Source organism: Rhizorhabdus wittichii (assembly GCF_017607425.1).
GTDB lineage: Bacteria > Pseudomonadota > Alphaproteobacteria > Sphingomonadales > Sphingomonadaceae > Rhizorhabdus > Rhizorhabdus wittichii.
Genome location: NZ_CP059319.1, coordinates 5,273,581 through 5,294,067, shown reverse-complemented (window position 1 = coordinate 5,294,067; position 20,487 = coordinate 5,273,581). Strand labels below are relative to the sequence as shown.

Sequence of the window (20,487 nt, the reverse complement as noted above, 5' to 3'; positions counted from 1 at the left end):
ACGGACATATCGGTGAAATCTCTCCAATTGCCTTGGAGAATAGACGCAGAGGATATTTCTCCACCTCTATTTTTCGCAGAGGTTTTCGAACTCCTATAAATTTACGATCGATCATCCATTACACCTCATCGAACAGAACAGAACAGGCCATGCCATTCCGGTTCACGCGTTTTTCTCGCCTTCCCGGCAACATGGATCATGCGCGGCAGCACGTTGCGCGACGCCTGATGTCATCGCACGTCATGGCATTCGCATCGGCGGACTTCGGAAGCGCGAATACTCCTCCACGAGCAATGAGCAGCTGCATCGCCCAGGCCCAACTTCGTCCTCGAAATTGCCCGAACGATCTTTTTAGAAAAATAGGTATGTTCCATCGCAGCAAACCCTGTCAAGCAGTTATCTGATCGGATGCGCATTGCGCGGCGCGGAACGGCACAATGTCGAAACGCTCCGACAACCGGGCCAAGATCATGTTTTAAACGAAGAAAATGGGCATTTTATGGGAGTATCACGCTCTCTCATGCGGAACGGGCTCACGACATCACAATCCGTCGGCAACCGCGCCTTGTGGAGATTCGCTCCCTCCGACCGACCAGGCCGGCATGCCAAAACTTGGCATAGGAAGATTTAATAAAAAATATAGTATGCCATCCGCCCAGTCTGGAAAGGCCCTTCCGGATCGATGGAACCGGTCGCAAGGCGCCCCGGCCGGCCCGACCCGCCTCACCGCTTTCGCGCAGGGGGGATCGCAGGGCGTCGCATTTGAGCGGTCGTAACGTTGCTTGAGTCCGGCTGCTTGGTGTACCCCCCGGCAAACTAGAGGTCCCACAATGAATTTCCCCAAGGAAAAACGCCCGACAAAGCCCATTGCGACGGCCGGCAAGAAGGCGACGGCGCGAGTTGGCGGAAAGTCCACGCAGCGGTTCGAGGCCAAACGCGACGCCATTATTTCGGCCGGTTCCGAGCTCATCAATCGCGAAGGCGTGAAGGGGATGACGCTCGCCGGCGTTGCCGAGCGGGTCGGACTTTCGACGACGAGCGTGACCTACTATTTCAAGCTCAAGGAAGACCTTGCCGTTGCCTGCATCCTGCGCGGCATCGAACAGCTCGAGCAACTGATCCTGGGTGCGAGCGGAGACACCCCACCCGCACGGATCGCCAGCTTCCTGACCGCCTATTTCGATCTGGCCGCGCGGATCGCAAACGGGTTGGAACCGCCCTTCTGCGTGTTCAATGATATTCGTGCGCTGAGCAAGCCGAACGCGGCGACCTTGCTGCGCGCGCACAATCGCATGCTGGCCCATATGCGCGGTTTCTTCTGGATCAGTTCGACGCCACCGGAACTCGAGCAGGTTCTGAACATCCGGACGCTTCTGCTCGCGGCCGCGCTATATTGGACGCCGCTTTGGACGCGTCAGTATGATACGGAGGATTATCCGCGCATATGCGCGCGGATGATCGACATCCTGCTGAACGGCATAGCCCCCGACAAGAAGGCGACGTGGAATCCCGCCCAGCTGCACTTTCGCTTCGAGAATGAGCCGGATCAGAAAGAGCAGTTTCTTATCGCGGCCACCCAGTTGATCAACGAACAGGGCTATCACGGCGCGTCGATCGACAAGATCTCTGCACGGCTCGATCTCACCAAGGGCTCCTTCTATCACCATCTCGACACCAAGGACGACCTGGTGGCGATGTGCTTCCAACGTACGTTCGGCGTGATCGCGGCGGCGCAACGCTCGGCCATGGCCCAAAAGGGCAACGGGTGGATGAAGCTGACCTCGGCCTGCGCCGCGCTTATGCAGTTCCAGTTTTCCAATGCGGGCCCGCTTCTCGAATTTGCCGCATTCTCCGCGCTTCCATCGACGATGGTCAACACGACCGTGCAGCTTTCGGGCCGGGTGCCGCACCGCTTTTCCGAGATGATCTCCGATGGGATTATCGACGGATCCGTTCGCCCGGTAGATGCCTATATCGCCGCACAGATCATAACCGCGGCCATCGTCTCCGCTCCCGAATTCGTTCACACGGTATCGGTCCAGACCGCGGACGAGGCCATTGCCCTTCTGCTGCAACCGATCTTTTCGGGCTTGCTCAAACTGTAGCTGGAGATTTCCAGGACAGCGGATCTGATATGATCAGATCATGCGCCGCTCCAACCGACCATCGCGCGATCATGGCAGTGATCACGCGATGGCGGGAGCGATTTCGAAGCAGCAGCCATCAGCTACCGGCTCGGAAACCACGACAGCAGAACTAGCGAACGCGGACGGCCTCAGACACGCCCGTACAAGGTCACGACACCGGCGCTGCCCAGTCCGAGATTATGCTGCAGAGCATGGCGAGCGCCGTCAACTTGCCGCGCCTCCGCATTACCGCGCAATTGCTGCGTCAGTTCATAGCATTGCGCCAGGCCGGTCGCTCCCAGGGGGTGCCCTTTCGAGAGCAGGCCACCCGATGGATTGACGACATGCTTGCCGCCATAGCTGTTGTCGCCATCCCATATATACTGTTCCGCCTGCCCTTCGGGACAAAGGCGGAGCGCCTCATACATGATCAGCTCATTTGGCGTGAAACAATCATGGAGTTCGACGACCTGTATGTCGTTCGGACCCAGCCCGGCCTCTTCATAGACCTGATCGGCCGCCGACTGCGATATGCCATAGCCGATCGCATCGATCATCGATCCCGTCCCAAACGACGCGTCGGTATCGGACGTCATCGCCTGCGCCTTGATCTCGACCACCGCGCTCAAGCCATGCTTCGCCGCGAATTTGGGCGATACGATCACGGCAGCCGCCGCACCGCAGGTCGGCGCGCAAGCTTGCAATCGCGTCACCGGTCCGAAAAGCTGCTTCGCGGCCATCACCTCTTCGAGCGTGATCGGCGTACGGAAAAGCGCCAGCGGATTATTCGCGGCATGCCTGCGCGCCTTCACGGAGATCTGCGCGAAGGTTTCGTCCTTGGCGCCGTATCGTTTCTGATAATCCATGCCGACGCCGCCGAATTGCTGCACCGCCATCGGACCATTGGGATCCCAGCCGGGGATCGATTGCGACTCTTCCGTATGCTTTTCGAGAACGGCCTTCCGGTCGTTGAAAATCCAACCCAGAGCACCAGGCAGCATCTGTTCGAAGCCGACGGCGATCGCGCAGTCCGCCCCGCCCAGTTCCACGATCTGGCGCGCCAGGTACAACGCGGTCGATCCGGTGGCGCAATTATTGTTGACGTTGACGATGGGAATCCCCGTGACGCCGACCCGATAGAAGGCGGATTGGCCCGCCGTGGAATCGGCATACATGAAGCCCGCATAGGCGGCCTGCACCAGATCATAACCGATCCCGGCATCGCTCAACGCCATGCGGATGGCCTTTTCGGCCATCATATCCCAATCCTCGCTCTGGCCCGGCTTCGTGAAGGGAATCATTCCCACGCCAGCGACTAACGGCTTGCTCCTCATGCATCTTCCTTTCTCGTTTAACGCACGCCCGTGCGCCACGGTGAACTTCCTGTAGGAGGGAGATTTTTGACAAAATCGAATATACAGTATGTTTCTGCATCTAGATATGTCAATGGATATATGCATGTATAGGATATCAGGTACGCTTCTTTAGCGAATCGTTGCAACAAGGGATGATGCCATGGAGCCGAGGAATGATGCGGCATTGACGCAGGTTCGGTATGAGACTCCGCGTCCGCACGTTGCCAGGATCGTCCTGAACCGCCCTGGGAAGCGCAACGCACAAGGCACGATCATGACCTATCAGCTGGACCGCGCCTTTCGAAACGCGTGCCACGACGACGACGTCCACGTGATCATCCTCGCCGCCGAAGGCGACCATTTCTGCGCCGGACATGATCTCGGCGGCACGGAACCGGAATTCCCGACCACCGAGGAAACCGTCGGACTGTGGGGCCAATATGGCGGTCCCGGCTGGGAGGGCTATTTCTCCCGCGAACGTGAACTTTATTTCGATATCACGGAGCGGTGGCGCAATATTCCCAAGCCCACCATCGCCGAAGTGCAAGGCGCCTGCATCGCCGGCGGCAACATGCTGGCCTGGGCCTGCGATCTCATCGTGTGCGCGGATGACGCCCGCTTCAAGGACAACACGATCGACATGGCGATGCCCGGCGCCGAATTCTTCGCGCATCCGTGGGAACTGGGCGTTCGCAAGGCCAAGGAATGGTTGTTCACCGGAGACTGGATCACCGCGGCCGACGCCGAGAAGCGCGGCATGGTCAACCATGTGGTCCCGCGCGCCGAGCTGGCCGACTTCACCCTCGATCTCGCCTCGCGAATTGCCGGGAAGGACAGATTCGCGCTGAAGCTCGCGAAGGAAGCCTGCAACGCAGCCCAGGATTCAGCCGGCCGGCGCCAGGCCATGAGCACGGCCTTCATGCTTCACCAGATAGGTCACATGCAGAATATGATGGTGCATGGCTTCCTGATCGATACCAGCAACCTGACACCCAGCGTGCGCCAAGCGCTCGAAGCGGCAAAGCGGGACCGCACAGCGCGGCGTGGCGCGCAATGAGCTCCTCCACGCCCCCATTCGAGTTTGCCGGCCCGCTTTGGCTGGCGGCGGCGGCCGATCTCTTCGCGGACATGGCGCGCAGAGAACCCGATCGCCAGTTTCCCATCGTCTGCGAAGTGTATCGCAACATCCCTGCGCATCTTTGCGTCGATGGGCGGACATCCATCGCGTGGACGCGGCGCGCCGGGGATGGCGTCGCATCGCTTGCCCTGGAAGAGTGTTGCGAAACCGAGGCCGATGTAAAGATCGTGGGCGACTATGCGGCTTGCAGGGAACTGGCCCGCTTCGTCGTCTCGCCGGAAACCGCCGAAGCCTATCGCTCCCTGATAGCCAAGGCGGTCGCGGAGCAACGGATGTCGGTTATCGACAAGCGCTCACCGGATATCCCGCCCAATTATGAAGCGCATAACGCGATCGCGCGCTTCACCCTATGATATCAGAGGCAATCATGAACGATAGCTCCGCCGCATTATCAGAAATACTTACAAAGCTCGCCAGATTGGTAGAGCAGAGGGATGCGACCATCATCGCTGATATTTTTCACGAAGGTGCGGAATATCACGATCTGTTTTATGGAGTATTTCGTGGTCATGAGGATATTTTCCATATGATCACGGATCGTTTCCATCGAGATGGCGAAGATTTCAAATGGATCTTCCGCGATCCCGTTGGAACCGAAGAGATCGGCTATGCCTGGTACGACTTCTCCTACGCCTCCAAACTCGATGGCCTCGAGGGGTGCCGGACGGTGCTCACCGGCGCGGCGCTGGTCCGTCTGCACGGCGGCCGCATTCTATCATACCGTGAATTCGGTAACTCCGGCGCCACGCTCGCAAAGCTCGGCGCGTCCGACGATCTGATCCTGAAGCACGTCCGCCGCCGCGCCGACGAACTAGCATTGGTTTGACCCACGATGACGATCCGCATCTTCACGCGCCTGAACGCCCCCCTGAAACGCGTCGCCGACGAAGCACGGGAGATCGAATCCCTGGGCTTTGACGGGGTCCTGGCGGATGAGATAGCGCACGACCCCTTCTATCCGCTGCTCATTGTCGCGGAACACACCAAGAAGCTGCAGGTCATGACCGGCATCGCCGTCGGCTTCGCACGCTCGCCGATGACGCTCGCCGTCCTGGCGCATGATCTGAACGCCCTGTCAGGCGGGCGCTTTTCTCTCGGGCTGGGCTCGCAGATCGCGCCGCACATCACGCGCCGCTTCAGCATGCCATGGTCCAGCCCGGCATCGCGCATGCGCGAGATGGTACAGGCGATACGCGCGATCTTCGCGAATTGGTACTCTGACGCGCCCCTGTGTTTCGAGGGCGAATTCTACACGCACACATTGATGCCACCCCTGTTCAGGCCCGAGGACATCGAACATGGCGCCGCACGGATCGGCGTCGCCGCCGTGGGGCCCCTGATGACGGAAACCGCTGCATCGGTCGCGGATTTTCTGCTGGTCCACTCGTTCACGACGGAGGACTACATCCGTCAACATTCGCTTCCCCACGTCCATGCAGGACTTGCGAAAACCGGGCGCGAGGCATCCGCCCTGCGGCTGTTCTACCCGCCCTTCATCATCACCGGAGCAACCGAAGAGAAATTCGCCGAATGTCGCGCCGCGGCCAAGGAACGCATCGCTTTCTACGCGTCGACCCCCGCCTATCGGCCCATCCTGGAACGACATGGGTGGGGCGAATTGCAAACCGAGCTGCAAGCATTGACGCGCGCAAATCGCTGGGCCGAAATGCCGTCGCTGATCTCCGATGAAATGCTCGCGACCTTCGGGGCCGTGGGCGAGGCGAAGGATATCGCTCCCGTGCTCTGGCGGCGCTACGGCGACGTGATCCAGGATTTCTCGCTCATCTGCCCGTTCATCTCGCTAGAGACCCTCGCCGGGATCGGTGCGGATCTTCGCCTATTGTCCGAACAGGATGCCGCCTCGCGCCAGCCCACGCCATGACGCCACCGGCACCGATGCCCGTCACGACAGGGGCCGGGCCGGTCGGCGATCACTTCCCGAGACCAGGACCACCCCAGGCGGAAGCGCAATCCGCGGATTGACAGCACCCCGCCATGAACATACTCATTATTCGAAAATTCACCGACAACCGGTTTCGGCGAACGAGATCCCACCCAGCCGAGGATAGCAAGATGAGCGGCTCCGTCGATGGAATTGAAGGCATCTACCACATCAATCTGAACTGCCGGGATTTTGAAACCTCGCTGGCATTCTACAAGAAGCTCGGCTTCGAGGTCGTGATGCACTTCCCCGCCGCCAGCAACGAGGAGATGGGGCGCGGACTGGGCGTATCGGGGCAGCGGATGTTCGGAGCATTGCTGCGCCTCGGCACGAACCGGCTCAGCGCGCGCCTGGACTTGCTGCAATGGACATCGCCCGCGGCGAACAACGACGCCGCGGCCGCGGTCCAGGACCTCGGCTTCGTGCGCCTGGCGCTCTGGTGTTCCGCCCCCAGCTTCGACAGCGTCGTCGATCGGCTGCGCGCGAGCGGGATTGCGTTCATCGCCGATCCGGTTCGCATCGAAACCGGCGCGGAGCCCGTGCGCTTCGTCTGCTTTCGAGATCCCGACGGCAATATCGTGGAACTCGTCGCCCGACCCGCTGGAAAAGACGCTGGCAAGGCCAGCGCCCCGCGAACGGACGACATCGAGAATCTCACCGGGATGGGAGAATGAACATGCCCCGACAACTGAGATCGACCCGCGTCAGCGCCATGGAGGGCGTAGGCGTTTCCCGAGACAGGAACCCCACCGGGCTCAACCTCTCCTTGCCTCCGAATACGACCATCGTCTCGGCCGACGGGCATTGGGCGGTCGCCGACGACATCTGGTTCGCGCATGCACCCGCGCATATTCGCGATCGCCTGCCCCGCATTTGGTATGATGAAAATTTGCAGCTGTGGAACATCGGCATCGGCGGCAAGGGTCTTTATAACGCGGCGGGAGCCGATGTCATAAAGAGCTTCGAGGATCGTGCCGGCGCCCATGCATTGCGCGAGCGCCTGGCGGATCTGGACGCCGACGGCGTGGAAAAGGAAATTGTCTTTCCTCAGGTACTGCAAGCCTATTTCCATCATCCGGATTATGAAGCCCGCGAATGGATCTTCCGCATTTACAATGATTATCTGGCGGATCTGGGCCGACAGTCGCTTGGGCGCTTCTGCGGCGTCGGAGTCCCGAATTTCTGGGACCCGGACAAAGCGGCTGATTCCATCCAGCATATCAAGGATATCGGCCTGAAGACGTACATGATACCGATCAATCCCGGACGCCATGAGGATGGCGCGCCCATCATTTACGCCAGCAAGCGCATGGCCCCTTTCTGGTCCGCCGCCGAGAAGGCCGGATTGCCGATTTCCTATCATATCGGTGAGAGCCTCGGATTTGCTGGGCCTGGCGGCCTGGCGATCCAGGGCATGATCAATTTCACACCGTTCCGGCGCAGTTTCGCTGAACTGGTGTTCGGCGGCATCCTCGATCGGCATCCCGGCCTGCGGGTTGTCTTTGCCGAAGCCGGAATCAATTGGGTGCCAGGTGTTCTGCAGGACGCGGAGATGTTCTTCGACACCTATGAGCCTTTGCTCGATCCGCGCATCGCGCACCGACCGACCCATTATTGGCAGCAACATTGCCATGCGACGTTCATCGCCGATAAGGTCGGACTTGAGATGATCGACTATATCGGTGTCGAGAATGTCATGTGGTCGACCGACTATCCGCACAACGAAGGCACGCTCGGATATGCGTCGCCCATCGTCGAAGCCCTGCTGGCGGCGGTGCCGCCCGACGATGCGAGCAAGATTCTCGGCGGCAACGCCATTCGGGTTTTCGGTCTGAACTAGAACACCGCCTTGCGGCGTTTCGAGAGGTGTCATGCGCGAACAGCTGAACTTCTATATTGACGGCCAATGGGTTCCGCCCGCCGTCAAGCACGACTTCGACGTGATAAACCCCGCGAATGAGGAGCCCTGCGCCCGAATTTCGCTAGGTTCGGAGGCGGATGTCGAGCGAGCGGTCGCGGCTGCCAGGCGTGCCTTTGACAGCTTCTCCAGAACCAGCATTTCCGAACGCGCAGCGTTGCTGGACAAGATCATAGAGATCTACAAACGCCGCCTGCCCGAAATGGCTCACGCCATTTCGATCGAGATGGGCGCCCCCATGCCGCTCGCTCTCAGCGCGCAGGCGCCAGCCGGACTTGGCTATCTGATCGATGCCCGGTCGCAGCTCGACAGGTTCGAATTCGAACATGACGTCGGCAGCGCGCGGATCATCCGCGAGCCTATTGGCGTCGTCGGGATGATCACGCCCTGGAACTGGCCACAGAACCAGATATGCGCGAAGCTCGGCGCGGCGCTCGCCGCCGGTTGCACCATGGTGTTGAAACCATCGGAGCTGGCGCCGCTCGATGCCATGCTGCTTTCCGAGATCATCGATGAAGCCGGCGTCCCCGCCGGCGTCTTCAACCTGGTGAACGGCGACGGGGCTCGCGTTGGCGCGGCGCTTCCCGCGCATCCCGACATCGACATGATAAGCTTCACGGGTTCGACGCGCGCCGGCCGTTCGATCATGCAGGCGGCCGCCGGCACGATCAAACGTGTCGCGCTCGAACTGGGAGGCAAGAGCCCCAACATCATCCTGGAAAGCGCCGATCTGGAACGCGCCGTGACTCGCGGGATGATCCATATGGCAAGCAATACGGGACAAAGCTGCAATGCCCCGTCCCGTATGTTGGCGCCGCGCAAATTCTACGACCAGATCGTCGCGATCGCTGCGAAGGCCGCCACTGCCTTGAAGGTCATGCCGCCGGATGAGGCCGTGAAAGGCGCGATTGGGCCACTCGCCAACGCCGCCCAGTTTCACAAGGTGCAGTTGCTCATCCAGAAAGGCATCGAGGAAGGCGCCACGGTCGCCGCGGGTGGCACGGGACGACCGGAGGGCTTCGCTCGCGGTTATTATGTGCGTCCCACGGTATTTGCCGACGTCACCAATCAGATGACGATCGCGCGGGAGGAAATCTTTGGGCCGGTCCTCTGCATCATCCCATATGATACGGTCGAGGAGGCTATCGCACTCGCCAACGATACCGATTACGGGCTCGCGGCCTATGTCCACGGCGATCAGGAAGAAGCGCGTTGGGTGGCGCGTCGCCTGCGCGCAGGCAATGTGCACCTGAACGGCGGATATTCGGAGGCCAGCACCCCATTTGGCGGCTATAAGCAGTCGGGCCTCGGACGCGAAGGTGGCCCTTTTGGCCTGGAGGAATTCCTCGAGGTGAAGGCCGCCATAGGCTGGGACAACTGATGCGGCATTCGAGCCACATCGCGCGGCGATAGCCAGTCCTCCCCTCTTGGCGCCCCATCTCCGTGGGGGCCGGTCACCACTACCCTAGAGCCGCCGCCGCGCTATCACACCGCACAGCGCCAAGGCGCTGCGACGACGGTGCGATTATGGGCCAGCAGCCTCCTCCTGAACGGCCCTCGGGCGTGGTCGCCGCCAAGCCGCCGATCGGCGCTTCCATGTTTTTGGCCTAGACATTTTTCGAAGAATAGGTATGTATATTTCCGCTTGTAAAAAATTAGAATGACCGCAAAAATGACTGGTATATCCGCAGACGATCTCCAAAATTTCGAAGAAACACCATGCATTCTGGCGCTTCGCGACGGTGAGATCAGGGGGATCGAACGGGACAGCGTCCGGATCTTCAAGGGCGTCCCGTTCGCCGCCGCTCCGGTCGGCGACCTGCGGTTCCGTCCTCCGCAGCGGCCGACGCCCTGGTCCGGCGTCCGGGAAGCGGACGAATATGGCCCCGCCCCCATGCAGGGCGGACTTTCCGGCACCGCCAGCCTTGCCTATCTCGGCGCGCCACGCAACGAGGACTGCCTCTATCTCAACGTCTGGGCGCCGGCGGCGCCCGGCCCCCATCCGGTCCTGGTCTGGATCTTCGGCGGCTCCAACCAGACGGGTTCGGCGTCCTTCCCGTTGTTCGACGGCGCCGTCTTCGCGCGACGCGGGATCGTCTGCGTGACCATCTCCTATCGCGTCGGCGTCTACGGCTTCCTGGAACTCGGCGAGGTGCTGGGCCCTGACTATCGCGGGAGCAGCGAGAACGGATTGCGCGATATCGTCGCCGCGCTCGAGTGGGTGCAGGAGAACATCGCGGCGTTCGGCGGCGACCCCGCGCGCGTCACGGCGGGCGGCGAATCCGCGGGCGGAATGAACATCTGCTCCCTCATGGCGGCTCCCGCGGCGCGCGACCTCTTCCAGTCGGCGATCGTCCAGAGCGGCGGCGAAGTGGTCGCGAGCCTGGAGGAGGCGAACGCCGTCGCCCGCATCTTCAATGAGGGACTGCTGGAGGCCGGTGGCGTCGCGAGCGACCTGCTGGCGATGCCGGCCGAGGAGATCACGACGCTTCAGTCCCGCCTGCTCGACGGTAGACCGCGATCGTTCCGCGGCGTGTTTGGCGGCGACTTGATCCCTGTACGCCCGCTGGACGCGATCGCGCAGGGCGCCTCGAGCCAGGTACGGCTGCTGATCGGCACGAACCGCGACGAATCGATCATGTTCATCCCGTCGACCGGCACCGCCGGACAGCAGATATCGAACGCCGACCTCGCGGCCAATGACCCCGTCTTCAATCGCTATGCGCCCCGGTTTGCGGGCCTGTCGCCGCTCGAACAGCGCGTCCGCTTCATGACGGCGCGCGACTTCTGGCGCTCGAGCAGCCAGATCGCGCTTGCGAGGGCTCGGCAGGGAGCCGCGGAGACCTACGTCTACCGCTTCGATCAGACGGCCGCGACCGGCGCCTGGGCCGGCAGGGCCGTTCACGCCGCCGAGTTGCCCTATGTCTGGAACGCCCTCGATGCGCCAAGCGCCGTGGCCTTCCTGACCGGCCAAGCGGACGCGGGTCGCCGGCGCCTCGGCGCGGAGATATGCGACCGGTGGGCCAACTTCATTCACGGCCATCCACCGGACGCCGACGGGGCGCTTCCATGGCCATGTTTCGACCGCGACCATGCCGTCCTGCTGTTCGACGAGAAGGTACGGCTCGAGCCGTTGGATGAAGCCGAGCTGGAGCTCTGGACGTGACGATGCGCCCTCAAGTGACCCCGCAACAGATGCGCGAACGGGTCGCCATCTTCCGGGAAACCAGACCCAGCCAGATGCCGCTGATCGACGCGGTGATGCCGCAGTTCCAGCGCGAGCTCTTTAGCATGATCGGCAACGGCGTCGCAGAGGATCCAAGCGTGCGTCCGCCGATCCCGGCGGATGGCTTCCACCTCTCGATCGTCCGGGCGGGGCCGGGAAAGGGCAGCGCGCTCCACAGCCATCAGACCGTCGAGGTCTTCATGCCGCTCACCGGCCGCTTCTCGGTGCAATGGGGCGACGAGGGTGAACATGAACTGACCCTCGAACAATACGACGTGATCTCGCTGCCCACCGGCGTCCTGCGCGGCTTCCGCAACGAGAGCGCGGAGGACGCCATGATGCTGGTTGTCATCGGCGGCGACGATCCTGGTCAGGTCGATTGGATCGGCGAGGTTCGCGACGCCGCGCGCGCGGGCGGCTTCGACCTCGACGAGAATGGCAAGATCACCGGCAACCCGCGCCCGTGACCTCCGAAGAGGTCTGCTTTCTGCCGGCCACCCGGCTCGCGCGCCTGATCGCGGCGCGGGAGCTTTCGCCGGTGGATGCGGTCGAGGCGGTGCTCGACCGCGCCCAGCAACTCAACCCGTCGCTCAACGCCTTCGCCCACCTCGCCGCGGACCAGGCGCGCACGGCAGCGCGCCGGGCGCAGGCGGCCGTGATGGCGGGGGACCGGCTTGGGCCGCTCCACGGCGTGCCGATCACGGTCAAGGACAACGTCGCCGTCGCGGGGTTGCCGCTTGGACATGGCTCCATCGCAATCGAGCCGGTCATCCCGGACCGGGATGCGATCGCGGTCGCGCGGGCTCGCGCGGCCGGCGCAGTCATCATCGGCAAGACGACCCTTCCGGAATTCGCCCACAAGGTGCTGACCGTGAACAATGCCCAGGGCGTCACGCACAACCCCTGGAACCTCGCTCATTCCCCGGGCGGCTCCAGCGGCGGCGGCGGGGCGGCCCTGGCCGCCGGCATCGCACCCCTCGCCATCGCCACGGACGGCGGCGGCTCCATACGCTGTCCCGCCTCCTGGAACGGGGTCGTTGGCCTCAAGCCGACGCTGGGGCGAATTCCGGGCGAAGCCATGCCGGACGGATTCGGCAACTTCGCCTATATCGGCCCGATGGCGCGGCACACCGACGACCTCGCCCTGCTGCTTTCCGTGATGGAAGGTCCCTCCCCGGCAGACCCCTTCGCCCTGCGACCACCACCGGCGGACGCGCCGGTCGCCGTGCAGGGGATGCGGATCGGCTGGCTGCCACATGTCGGGGAGCACCGCACGGATGCCGTGACGGCCGCGATCACGGAGCGCGCGGTCGGCGCACTTGCGAACGCAGGCGCCGAGGTCGAGACCCTTTCCGCTCCTTGCTTCGAGGGGCTCTATGCCGTCTACGCCGTGCTGGCCAGCACGGCGCGCGCCGCTCGCTACGGACATATCCTGGACACTGCCGGCGACAGGATGACGCCGACGCTGAGAGACTGCATCGTCCAGGGCAGAGGCTGGTCGGCCGTCCAGTGGCTCGCGGCCCATGATCGGCGCACCGCCCTGTTCCGCGCCGTGCAGGCGTTGTTCGAACGCTTCGACATCCTGGCGACCCCGACCACGACGACGACGGCGCCCCGGCTCGACTCGATCGATCCCGGCTACCCCGGCGGCTATCCCGCCTGGGCGGTCGCCCTGCATCCCTTCAACCTGTCGGGACACCCCGCGCTGTCGACGCCGGCCGGCTTCACCGACGACGGGTTGCCGGTCGGACTGCAACTGGTTGGGCCTTGGTTCGGAGAGAGGCGGCTCCTGGTGGCTTCGGCGGCGCTCGAAGCCATGCTTGGCCAGGCTGAACGCAGGCCCCCCGTCGCGCCTGTCCCGGCTCACATCTGAGAGGAACGTTCCCGTGGCCTTGCACCAACTGGCGGCGACGCCCGAGACGGTTCGGATCGGCATGTTCGACGCGAGCTTTCCACCGGTTCTCAGCATCGATCCCGGCGACACGGTGGTGATCGAAACGGTGTCGGGCTGGCGCCAACATCTGCCGCCGGCGGATTCCGGCATCGCCATCCCGCCTGCCTTGAACCGCATCATCGCGGCCGACCTGCCGCGGATGGCCGGACATACGATCACCGGCCCGGTCGAGGTGGTCGGCGCCGAGCCCGGCGACATGCTGGAGGTACGAATCGAGGCCGTCGAGCTCGGCTCGGACTGGGGCTACACCTTCATACGCCCTCTCGACGGCGCCCTGCCGGAAGAATTCCCGGAGACGGTCATCACCCGTACGCCGATAGATCGCGCGCGGGGGCTGGCGAAGCTGCCGTGGGGCCTCGACCTTCCGACCGCGCCGTTCTTCGGCGTCATGGGCGTGGCGCCGCCGGTCGCATTCGGGCGCATCTCCTCGAAGGAGCCCCGGGTCCACGGCGGAAACATCGACAACAAGGAACTGACGGCCGGAAGCACCCTGTTCCTGCCGGTGCATGTCGCAGGGGCCTTGTTCTCCGCAGGCGACGGCCATGGCCTGCAGGGGGATGGCGAAGTCTGCGTCACCGCGCTCGAGACCTGCCTCACCGGCCGCTTCACCCTGATCCTGCACAAGGGCGGCGGATTGCAGAAGCCCCGCTTGCGGTTCCCCAGGGCGGAAACCCCGACCCACTTCATCAGCATGGGCATGAACGAGGACCTGGATCAGGCGATGAAGCAGGCGTTGCGCGAGATGCTGTCCCTGATCTGCAGCCGGACAAACCTCTCTCGCGAGGAGGCCTATCAATTCTGCTCCCTGGCCGTGGACTTCAGGGTCACCCAGGTCGTCAACGGGCATAAGGGCGTCCACGGCATGTTGCGGAAGGGGCTGTTGTTCTGATTGCCCGCGCCGGCGCAGGACCAATTTCGCGCCATCCGTGCGGATTGATTTTGTAATCGATTACAGTATATCAGCCGTCGCGATCCGACAGTCGACCGGGTCTCGGGGAGATATTGGGTGACGGCACCGAGCGAGAAGCTGCTGTTGTTTGGTGCGACGGGAGACCTGTCGCAGCGGATGCTGCTGCCGTCGCTGTACGGGCTGGCGGCGGATGGGCTGCTGCCGTCGGGTCTGGCGATCGTGGGGACGGCGCGCAGCGGGCATGACGACGCGGCGTTCCGGGGGTTCGTCGAGCAGGCGCTGCGCCGCTTCGTGCCGGCCGAGCGGCTCGACGAGGCGGCGCTGGGCGGCTTCCTCGCGCGGGTCGGCTATGTCCCGGTCGACGCCTCGAAGGAGGGCGACTTTGCCGCGCTCGCGGAGAAGGTCGGGTCGACCGAGCGGGGGCTGTCGATCTTCCTGTCGACCGCGCCGTCGCTGTTCGGGGCGACGATCGACGGTCTCGCCAAGGCGGGGCTGGCGGGCGACGGGGCGCGGATCGGGCTGGAGAAGCCGCTCGGCTACGACATGGCGTCGAGCCGCGAGATCAACGACGCGGTCGGATCGGTCTTCCCCGAGGAGCGGATCTTCCGGATCGACCATTATCTGGGCAAGGAGACGGTCCAGAACCTGCTGGCGCTGCGCTTCGCCAACGGGCTGTTCGAGCCGCTGTGGCGCGAGGGCGGGATCGACCATGTCCAGATCACCGTGTCGGAGACGGTCGGGCTGGAGGGCCGGGTCGGCTTCTACGACGGGGCGGGGGCGCTCAGGGACATGGTGCAGAACCACATGCTCCAGCTGCTGGCGCTGGTGGCGATGGAGCCGCCGGCGCGGTTCGACGCGGCGGCGGTGCGCGACGAGAAGGTGAAGGTGTTCCGCTCGCTGCGCCCGATCGACCGGGCGACGGCGGCGAGCCACAGCGTGATCGGGCAATATGGCGCCGGCGCGGTCGCGGGCGGGCCGGTGCCGGGCTATGTCGACGAGCTGGGCAAGCCGTCGGACACCGAGACCTTCGTCGCGCTGAAGGCGAACATCGACAATTGGCGGTGGAAGGGGGTTCCCTTCTACCTGCGCACGGGCAAGCGGCTGCCGAGCCGTCAGTCGGAGATCTTCATCCAGTTCAAGGGGGTGCCGCACTCGATCTTCGACGGGCGGGGCGCGGTGCTGCAACCCAACAAGCTGATCATCCGTTTGCAGCCCGACGAGAATGTCCGGCTGCTGCTGATGGCGAAGGAGCCGGGGCTCGACCGCGACGGGATCCGGCTGAGGGAGGTGCCGCTCGACATATCGATGCCGAACGCCTTCGCCGACAGCCGGCGGCGGATCGCCTATGAGCGGCTGCTGCTCGACCTGGTCGAGGGCGACCAGACGCTGTTCGTGCGGCGCGACGAGGTCGAGGCGCAGTGGGAATGGGTCGACGCCATCCGCGACGGCTGGGCCGCCAACGCCATGAAGCCCAAGCCCTATATGGCCGGAACATGGGGCCCCTCCGCCGCCATCGCCCTCACCGAACGCGACGGCGTCACGTGGCATGATTGATTGATGAAATCCTCCCCACGCTTCGCGTAGGTAGGACCTCAAAGGACGGGAAGATGATCGGATTGAGGGAAGCGCCGGAGGCGGGGCGATGAGCCTGCATGCGGCGGTGGAGGCGGTGACGTCTCGGATCGTGGAGCGGTCGCGGGCGGGCCGCCGGACCTATCTGGAGCTGATCGCGCGCGAGCGGGATACGGGGGTGGACCGTCCGCGGCTGTCGTGCGGCAACCTGGCGCACGGCTTCGCGGCGAGCGGAGAGGACAAGCCGGCGATCCGCGAGGGGCGGGCGATGAACATCGGCATCGTCACCGCCTATAACGACATGCTGTCGGCGCATCAGCCCTATGGCGGCTATCCGGACCGGATGAAGCTGTGGGCGCGCGAGGCGGGGATCACGGCGCAGGTGGCCGGCGGGGTCCCGGCGATGTGCGACGGGGTGACGCAGGGGCAGCGCGGCATGGAGCTGTCGCTGTTCAGCCGCGACACGATCGCGCTGTCGACGGCGGTGGCGCTCAGCCACGGCATGTTCGAGGGGGCGGCGCTGCTCGGCATCTGCGACAAGATCGTCCCCGGCCTGCTGATCGGGGCGCTGCGCTTCGGCCATCTGCCGACGATCCTTGTGCCGGCCGGGCCGATGCCCTCGGGGCTCGCCAACAAGGAGAAGCAGCGCGTCCGCCAGCTCTATGCCGAGGGCAAGGCCGGCCGCGCCGAGCTGCTCGAGGCGGAGAGCGCCTCCTATCATGGCGCGGGCACCTGCACCTTCTACGGCACCGCCAATTCGAACCAGATGATGATGGAGGTGATGGGCCTGCACATGCCGGGCGCCGCCTTCGTCAACCCGGGCACGAAGCTCAGGCAGGAACTGACCCGCGCGGCGGTCCACCGGCTGGGGGAGATCGGCTGGGACGGCGGCGACTATCGGCCGCTGGGCTTGTGCGTCGACGAGAAGGCGATCGTCAACGCGGCGGTGGGCTTGCTGGCGACCGGGGGCTCGACCAACCATGTCATCCACCTGCCCGCGATCGCGCGGGCGGCGGGGATCATGATCGACTGGGAGGACATCGACCGGCTGTCGGCGGCGGTGCCGCTGATCGCGCGGGTCTATCCCAACGGCGCGGGCGACGTGAACCATTTCCAGGCGGCGGGCGGCATGGCCTATGTGATCGCGACGCTGCTCGACGGCGGCTATCTCCACCGCGACATCCTGACCGTGGCGGGCGACGATCTCGGCGCCTATGCGCGGGAGCCGCTGCTCGACGGCGAGGCGCTGGCCTGGGCCGCCGCGCCCGCCGCGCCGCTCGACCCGGCGATGCTGCGGTCGCACGCCGATCCCTTCCTGCCCGACGGCGGCATGCGGCTGGTGCGGGGCAATCTCGGGCGCGGCACCTTCAAGACCAGCGCGGTCGATCGGTCGCGCTGGACGATCGAGGCGCCGGTGCGGCTGTTCGACGACCAGGACCAGGTGACGGCGGCGTTCAGGGCGGGCGAGCTCGACCGCGACGTGGTGGTGGTGGTGCGCTTCCAGGGCCCGAGGGCGAACGGCATGCCCGAGCTGCACAAGCTCACCCCGCCGCTGGGCGTGCTCCAGGACAAGGGCCACAAGGTGGCGCTGGTGACCGACGGTCGGATGTCGGGGGCCTCGGGCAAGGTGCCCGCCGCGATCCACCTGACCCCGGAGGCGTTCGCCGGGGGCCCGATCGCGAAGCTGCGGGACGGCGACGTCGTCCGGCTGTGCGCCGAGCGGGGCGAGATACTGGCGCTGGTCGACGCGGCCGAATGGGAGGCGCGCGAGCCTGCCGCCCCGCCGCCCCGGCAGCCCGGCACCGGCCGCGAGCTGTTCGCCTTCATGCGCGCCGGCGCCGACACCGCCGAGCGCGGCGCCTCGGCCATGCTCGACGCAGCAGGGTTGTGAGGCCGATGACCATCGTCGCGGTCGACCTGGGCGGGACCAATGCGCGCTTCGCGGTGGCGGAGCTGCACGACGAGCGGCGTCCGACGCTGGGTACGGTCCACGTCTACAAGACCGCCGACTTCTCGGGGCTCCCCGCCGCCTGGGCCGCCTTCGCGCGCGACCTCGGCCGTGCGCCGCCGTCGGTCGCGAGCATCGCCGTGGCGGGGCCGGTCGAGGGCGAGCTGATCCGCTTCACCAACAATGACTGGACGATCCGCCCGGCGACTGTCGCGCGCGAGCTCGGCATCGAGCGGGTCGCCTTGTACAACGACTTCGCCGCGATGGCGGCGGCGGTGGGCGTGCTCGACGGCGACGAGCTGGTCCCCCTCGGCGGGCCGGAAGGGCCGCTGCCGGATGAGGGCGTCACCACCGTGCTCGGGCCCGGCACCGGGCTCGGCGTCGCCCAGCTGCTGCGCCGGCGCGGGCGCCGCATCGTGCTGCCGACCGAGGGCGGGCATGTCGACTTCGCGGCGCTCGACGGCTTCGAGGAGACGCTGCTCGCCCGGCTGCGCGCACGCCATCGCCGGGTGTCGGTCGAGCGGATCGTCTCGGGACCGGCGCTCGCCGCCATCCACGAAACGCTGGCGATGATCGACGGCCGGGCGATCGTGCCGCGGGACGACGCCGCGCTGTGGCAGGCGGCGACCGGCGGCGACGATCCGCTGGCGGCGCAGGCGCTCGACCGCCTGACCATGGCCTTGGGCGCGGTCGCGGGCGATCTCGCGCTCGCGCACGGCGCCAACGCCGTGGTGATCACCGGCGGGCTCGCCAACCGGATCGAGGCCCGGCTCAAAAGCCCGCTGTTCCACGACCGCTTCCGTGCCAAGGGCCGTTTCGAGACGCGCATGGCGCAGCTCCCGGTCCGCCTCGCCCGCCACGCGCAGGCGGGGCTGCTCGGCGCGGCGGCCGCCTATCAGGAGGATGGACGAAGATGACGGTCGATCAGGTGATGACGCTGGCGCCGGTGATTCCGGTGCTGGTGGTGCATGATGTGAAACATGCGCGGCCGATCGCGGAGGCGCTGGTCGAGGGCGGGCTGCCCGCGCTGGAGGTGACGCTGCGCACGCCGGTCGCGCTCGACGTGATCCGGGAGATGGCGAAGGTCGAGGGCGCGGTGGTCGGCGCGGGGACGGTGCTCAACCCGGACGACGTCAGGGCGAGCGTCGACGCGGGCGCGCGCTTCCTCGTCTCGCCGGGGCTGACCGACCGGCTCGCCAATGCGGCGATCGGCTGCGGGCTGCCCTTCCTGCCCGGCACCGCCAATGCCGGCGACATCATGCGCGGGCTCGACATGGGGCTGACCCATTTCAAATTCTTCCCGGCCATGGCCAATGGCGGGGTGCCGGCGCTCAAGGCGCTGGCCGCGCCGCTGGCCGCCGCGCGCTTCTGCCCGACCGGGGGGATCAGCGAGGCGAATGCGCCCGACTGGCTCGCGCTCGACGCGGTGCTGTGCGTCGGCGGCTCCTGGATCGTCCCGCCCGGCAAGCCCGACACCGCCGAGATCACGCGACGCGCCAAGGCAGCGGCCGCGCTCGCCAAATATCGAGGGGCATGATGACATTCCATCCTCTGGCTTCGGACATCGGCTGGGGAAGCTGGCGGCTGTGCGAGGATGGCAGCCATCCGCTCGAACGCATCGACGCGGCGATCGAAGCTGGCTTCACCCTGTTCGACACCGCCGACATCTATGGAACGGATTCCGCAGGCTTCGGCGCCGCGGAGGCGCTTCTGGGCGAGATGCTGCGCGACCGGCCGGGCCTGCGCGATCATATCTGCCTCGCGACCAAGGGCGGCATCCGCCCCGGCATCCCCTATGACAGCTCGCGAAGCCATCTGCTGGAGGCGCTGGAGGCCTCGCTGCGGCGCCTGCGCGTCGAACGGATCGACCTGTACCAGATCCACCGCCGGGATTGGCTCACCCGGCCCGACGAACTGGCGGCCACGCTGGACATGATGGTGGACAGCGGAAAGGTCGGGGCCGTCGGCGTGTCCAACTATGCGCCGTCGGAACTGGCGGCGCTACGGGCCTTCGCCAGGACGCCGATCCTGACGACGCAGCCCGAATTCTCCCTGTGGCATCCGCAGCCCCTCCACGACGGCACGCTGGACGATGCGATGACGCAGGGGATGACCGTCCTCGCCTGGTCGCCCCTCGGCGGCGGGCGGCTGGCGGGCTGCACCGATCGGCTGGCGGAGACCCTCGGCGCGCTGGCCGGGCAGCAGGGCGTGGACGTCGCCGCGATCGCCCTGTCCTGGGTGATGGCGCATCCGGCCGGCGTGATCCCGATCGTCGGGTCCCAATCGCCCGAGCGAATCCGGCGGGCGGCCGATGCCAGGAAGGTCAGATGGACCCGCGAGGACTGGTACCGCCTGCTGGAAGCGGCGATCGGCCGGAGGCTTCCCTGAAGCGCCCCGG

General features: G+C 65.3%; 18 protein-coding genes. 17 read left to right on the top strand and 1 reads right to left on the bottom strand.

The window, feature by feature from the left end; genetic code table 11:
• The first annotated feature begins 830 nt into the window (after window positions 1–830).
• On the top strand, window positions 831–2,105 hold the full coding sequence (locus HRJ34_RS25225; protein ID WP_208632791.1) for a TetR/AcrR family transcriptional regulator: 1,275 nt from the start codon (window positions 831–833) through the stop codon (window positions 2,103–2,105).
• Window positions 2,106–2,275: 170 nt separating this feature from the next.
• On the opposite strand, the gene HRJ34_RS25220 is transcribed toward HRJ34_RS25225, so the two are convergent.
• Entirely contained in the window at window positions 2,276–3,460 is a 1,185-nt protein-coding gene (locus HRJ34_RS25220) for a lipid-transfer protein (protein WP_208632790.1), read from the bottom strand.
• 181 nt (window positions 3,461–3,641) lie between these two features.
• Here HRJ34_RS25220 and HRJ34_RS25215 point away from each other — a divergent pair, with 181 nt between their 5' ends.
• From HRJ34_RS25215 to HRJ34_RS25140, 16 genes are all read left to right on the top strand, one after another.
• Complete coding sequence (locus HRJ34_RS25215) at window positions 3,642–4,538, top strand: enoyl-CoA hydratase (RefSeq protein WP_208632789.1); 897 nt, start codon at window positions 3,642–3,644, stop codon at window positions 4,536–4,538.
• The gene (locus HRJ34_RS25210; RefSeq protein ID WP_208632788.1) at window positions 4,535–4,972 is read left to right on the top strand and encodes a hypothetical protein; all 438 of its coding nucleotides are present in this window, start codon (window positions 4,535–4,537) and stop codon (window positions 4,970–4,972) included. Before HRJ34_RS25215 ends, HRJ34_RS25210 begins: the two co-directional genes overlap by 4 nt.
• Window positions 4,973–4,986: 14 nt before the next feature.
• Window positions 4,987–5,445: a nuclear transport factor 2 family protein gene (locus HRJ34_RS25205; protein WP_208632787.1), complete on the top strand. Its 459-nt coding sequence runs from the start codon at window positions 4,987–4,989 to the stop codon at window positions 5,443–5,445.
• 6 nt (window positions 5,446–5,451) lie between these two features.
• Window positions 5,452–6,501 carry a TIGR03617 family F420-dependent LLM class oxidoreductase gene (locus HRJ34_RS25200; RefSeq protein WP_208632786.1) on the top strand — a complete coding sequence of 350 codons (1,050 nt, stop codon included), beginning with the start codon at window positions 5,452–5,454 and terminating at the stop codon, window positions 6,499–6,501.
• 191 nt (window positions 6,502–6,692) lie between these two features.
• Window positions 6,693–7,235, top strand: coding sequence for a VOC family protein (locus HRJ34_RS25195; RefSeq protein ID WP_011952457.1), 543 nt, complete (start codon window positions 6,693–6,695; stop codon window positions 7,233–7,235).
• 2 nt (window positions 7,236–7,237) lie between these two features.
• Window positions 7,238–8,401, top strand: coding sequence for an amidohydrolase family protein (locus HRJ34_RS25190; RefSeq protein ID WP_226948947.1), 1,164 nt, complete (start codon window positions 7,238–7,240; stop codon window positions 8,399–8,401).
• A gap of 31 nt (window positions 8,402–8,432) precedes the next feature.
• A complete protein-coding gene (locus HRJ34_RS25185; protein ID WP_208632785.1) occupies window positions 8,433–9,860 on the top strand; it encodes an aldehyde dehydrogenase family protein in 1,428 nt (475 codons plus the stop codon).
• Window positions 9,861–10,139: 279 nt separating this feature from the next.
• Entirely contained in the window at window positions 10,140–11,645 is a 1,506-nt protein-coding gene (locus HRJ34_RS25180; RefSeq protein WP_208632784.1) for a carboxylesterase/lipase family protein, read from the top strand.
• Between the two features lie 2 nt (window positions 11,646–11,647).
• Window positions 11,648–12,172 (top strand): cupin domain-containing protein, encoded by a 525-nt coding sequence (locus HRJ34_RS25175; RefSeq protein WP_037505728.1) that lies wholly within the window; start codon window positions 11,648–11,650, stop codon window positions 12,170–12,172.
• Window positions 12,169–13,578 carry an amidase gene (locus tag HRJ34_RS25170; protein ID WP_208632783.1) on the top strand — a complete coding sequence of 470 codons (1,410 nt, stop codon included), beginning with the start codon at window positions 12,169–12,171 and terminating at the stop codon, window positions 13,576–13,578. The genes HRJ34_RS25175 and HRJ34_RS25170 overlap by 4 nt, the downstream gene beginning before the upstream one ends.
• A 13-nt stretch (window positions 13,579–13,591) precedes the next feature.
• Window positions 13,592–14,548: an acetamidase/formamidase family protein gene (locus tag HRJ34_RS25165; RefSeq protein ID WP_011952463.1), complete on the top strand. Its 957-nt coding sequence runs from the start codon at window positions 13,592–13,594 to the stop codon at window positions 14,546–14,548.
• A 117-nt stretch (window positions 14,549–14,665) separates the two neighbouring features.
• Complete coding sequence (zwf, locus tag HRJ34_RS25160; RefSeq protein WP_208632782.1) at window positions 14,666–16,123, top strand: glucose-6-phosphate dehydrogenase; 1,458 nt, start codon at window positions 14,666–14,668, stop codon at window positions 16,121–16,123.
• Window positions 16,124–16,211: 88 nt separating this feature from the next.
• Complete coding sequence (edd, locus tag HRJ34_RS25155) at window positions 16,212–18,032, top strand: phosphogluconate dehydratase (protein WP_208632781.1); 1,821 nt, start codon at window positions 16,212–16,214, stop codon at window positions 18,030–18,032.
• Between the two features lie 5 nt (window positions 18,033–18,037).
• The gene (locus HRJ34_RS25150; protein ID WP_208632780.1) at window positions 18,038–19,006 is read left to right on the top strand and encodes a glucokinase; all 969 of its coding nucleotides are present in this window, start codon (window positions 18,038–18,040) and stop codon (window positions 19,004–19,006) included.
• Entirely contained in the window at window positions 19,003–19,626 is a 624-nt protein-coding gene (gene eda, locus HRJ34_RS25145; protein ID WP_208632779.1) for a bifunctional 4-hydroxy-2-oxoglutarate aldolase/2-dehydro-3-deoxy-phosphogluconate aldolase, read from the top strand. Before HRJ34_RS25150 ends, eda begins: the two co-directional genes overlap by 4 nt.
• Window positions 19,623–20,477, top strand: coding sequence for an aldo/keto reductase (locus HRJ34_RS25140; RefSeq protein WP_029993378.1), 855 nt, complete (start codon window positions 19,623–19,625; stop codon window positions 20,475–20,477). The genes eda and HRJ34_RS25140 overlap by 4 nt, the downstream gene beginning before the upstream one ends.
• Window positions 20,478–20,487 lie beyond the last annotated feature (10 nt).

What these genes read in the sequence shown, in the direction of transcription:
- HRJ34_RS25225 (WP_208632791.1), top strand. Translation starts at nt 831, where the DNA reads ATGAATTTCCCCAAGGAAAAACGCCCGACAAAGCCCATTGCGACGGCC.
- HRJ34_RS25220 (WP_208632790.1), bottom strand. Translation starts at nt 3,460, where the DNA reads ATGAGGAGCAAGCCGTTAGTCGCTGGCGTGGGAATGATTCCCTTCACG.
- HRJ34_RS25215 (WP_208632789.1), top strand. Translation starts at nt 3,642, where the DNA reads ATGGAGCCGAGGAATGATGCGGCATTGACGCAGGTTCGGTATGAGACT.
- HRJ34_RS25210 (WP_208632788.1), top strand. Translation starts at nt 4,535, where the DNA reads ATGAGCTCCTCCACGCCCCCATTCGAGTTTGCCGGCCCGCTTTGGCTG.
- HRJ34_RS25205 (WP_208632787.1), top strand. Translation starts at nt 4,987, where the DNA reads ATGAACGATAGCTCCGCCGCATTATCAGAAATACTTACAAAGCTCGCC.
- HRJ34_RS25200 (WP_208632786.1), top strand. Translation starts at nt 5,452, where the DNA reads ATGACGATCCGCATCTTCACGCGCCTGAACGCCCCCCTGAAACGCGTC.
- HRJ34_RS25195 (WP_011952457.1), top strand. Translation starts at nt 6,693, where the DNA reads ATGAGCGGCTCCGTCGATGGAATTGAAGGCATCTACCACATCAATCTG.
- HRJ34_RS25190 (WP_226948947.1), top strand. Translation starts at nt 7,238, where the DNA reads ATGCCCCGACAACTGAGATCGACCCGCGTCAGCGCCATGGAGGGCGTA.
- HRJ34_RS25185 (WP_208632785.1), top strand. Translation starts at nt 8,433, where the DNA reads ATGCGCGAACAGCTGAACTTCTATATTGACGGCCAATGGGTTCCGCCC.
- HRJ34_RS25180 (WP_208632784.1), top strand. Translation starts at nt 10,140, where the DNA reads ATGACCGCAAAAATGACTGGTATATCCGCAGACGATCTCCAAAATTTC.
- HRJ34_RS25175 (WP_037505728.1), top strand. Translation starts at nt 11,648, where the DNA reads ATGCGCCCTCAAGTGACCCCGCAACAGATGCGCGAACGGGTCGCCATC.
- edd (WP_208632781.1), top strand. Translation starts at nt 16,212, where the DNA reads ATGAGCCTGCATGCGGCGGTGGAGGCGGTGACGTCTCGGATCGTGGAG.
- HRJ34_RS25150 (WP_208632780.1), top strand. Translation starts at nt 18,038, where the DNA reads ATGACCATCGTCGCGGTCGACCTGGGCGGGACCAATGCGCGCTTCGCG.
- eda (WP_208632779.1), top strand. Translation starts at nt 19,003, where the DNA reads ATGACGGTCGATCAGGTGATGACGCTGGCGCCGGTGATTCCGGTGCTG.
- HRJ34_RS25140 (WP_029993378.1), top strand. Translation starts at nt 19,623, where the DNA reads ATGATGACATTCCATCCTCTGGCTTCGGACATCGGCTGGGGAAGCTGG.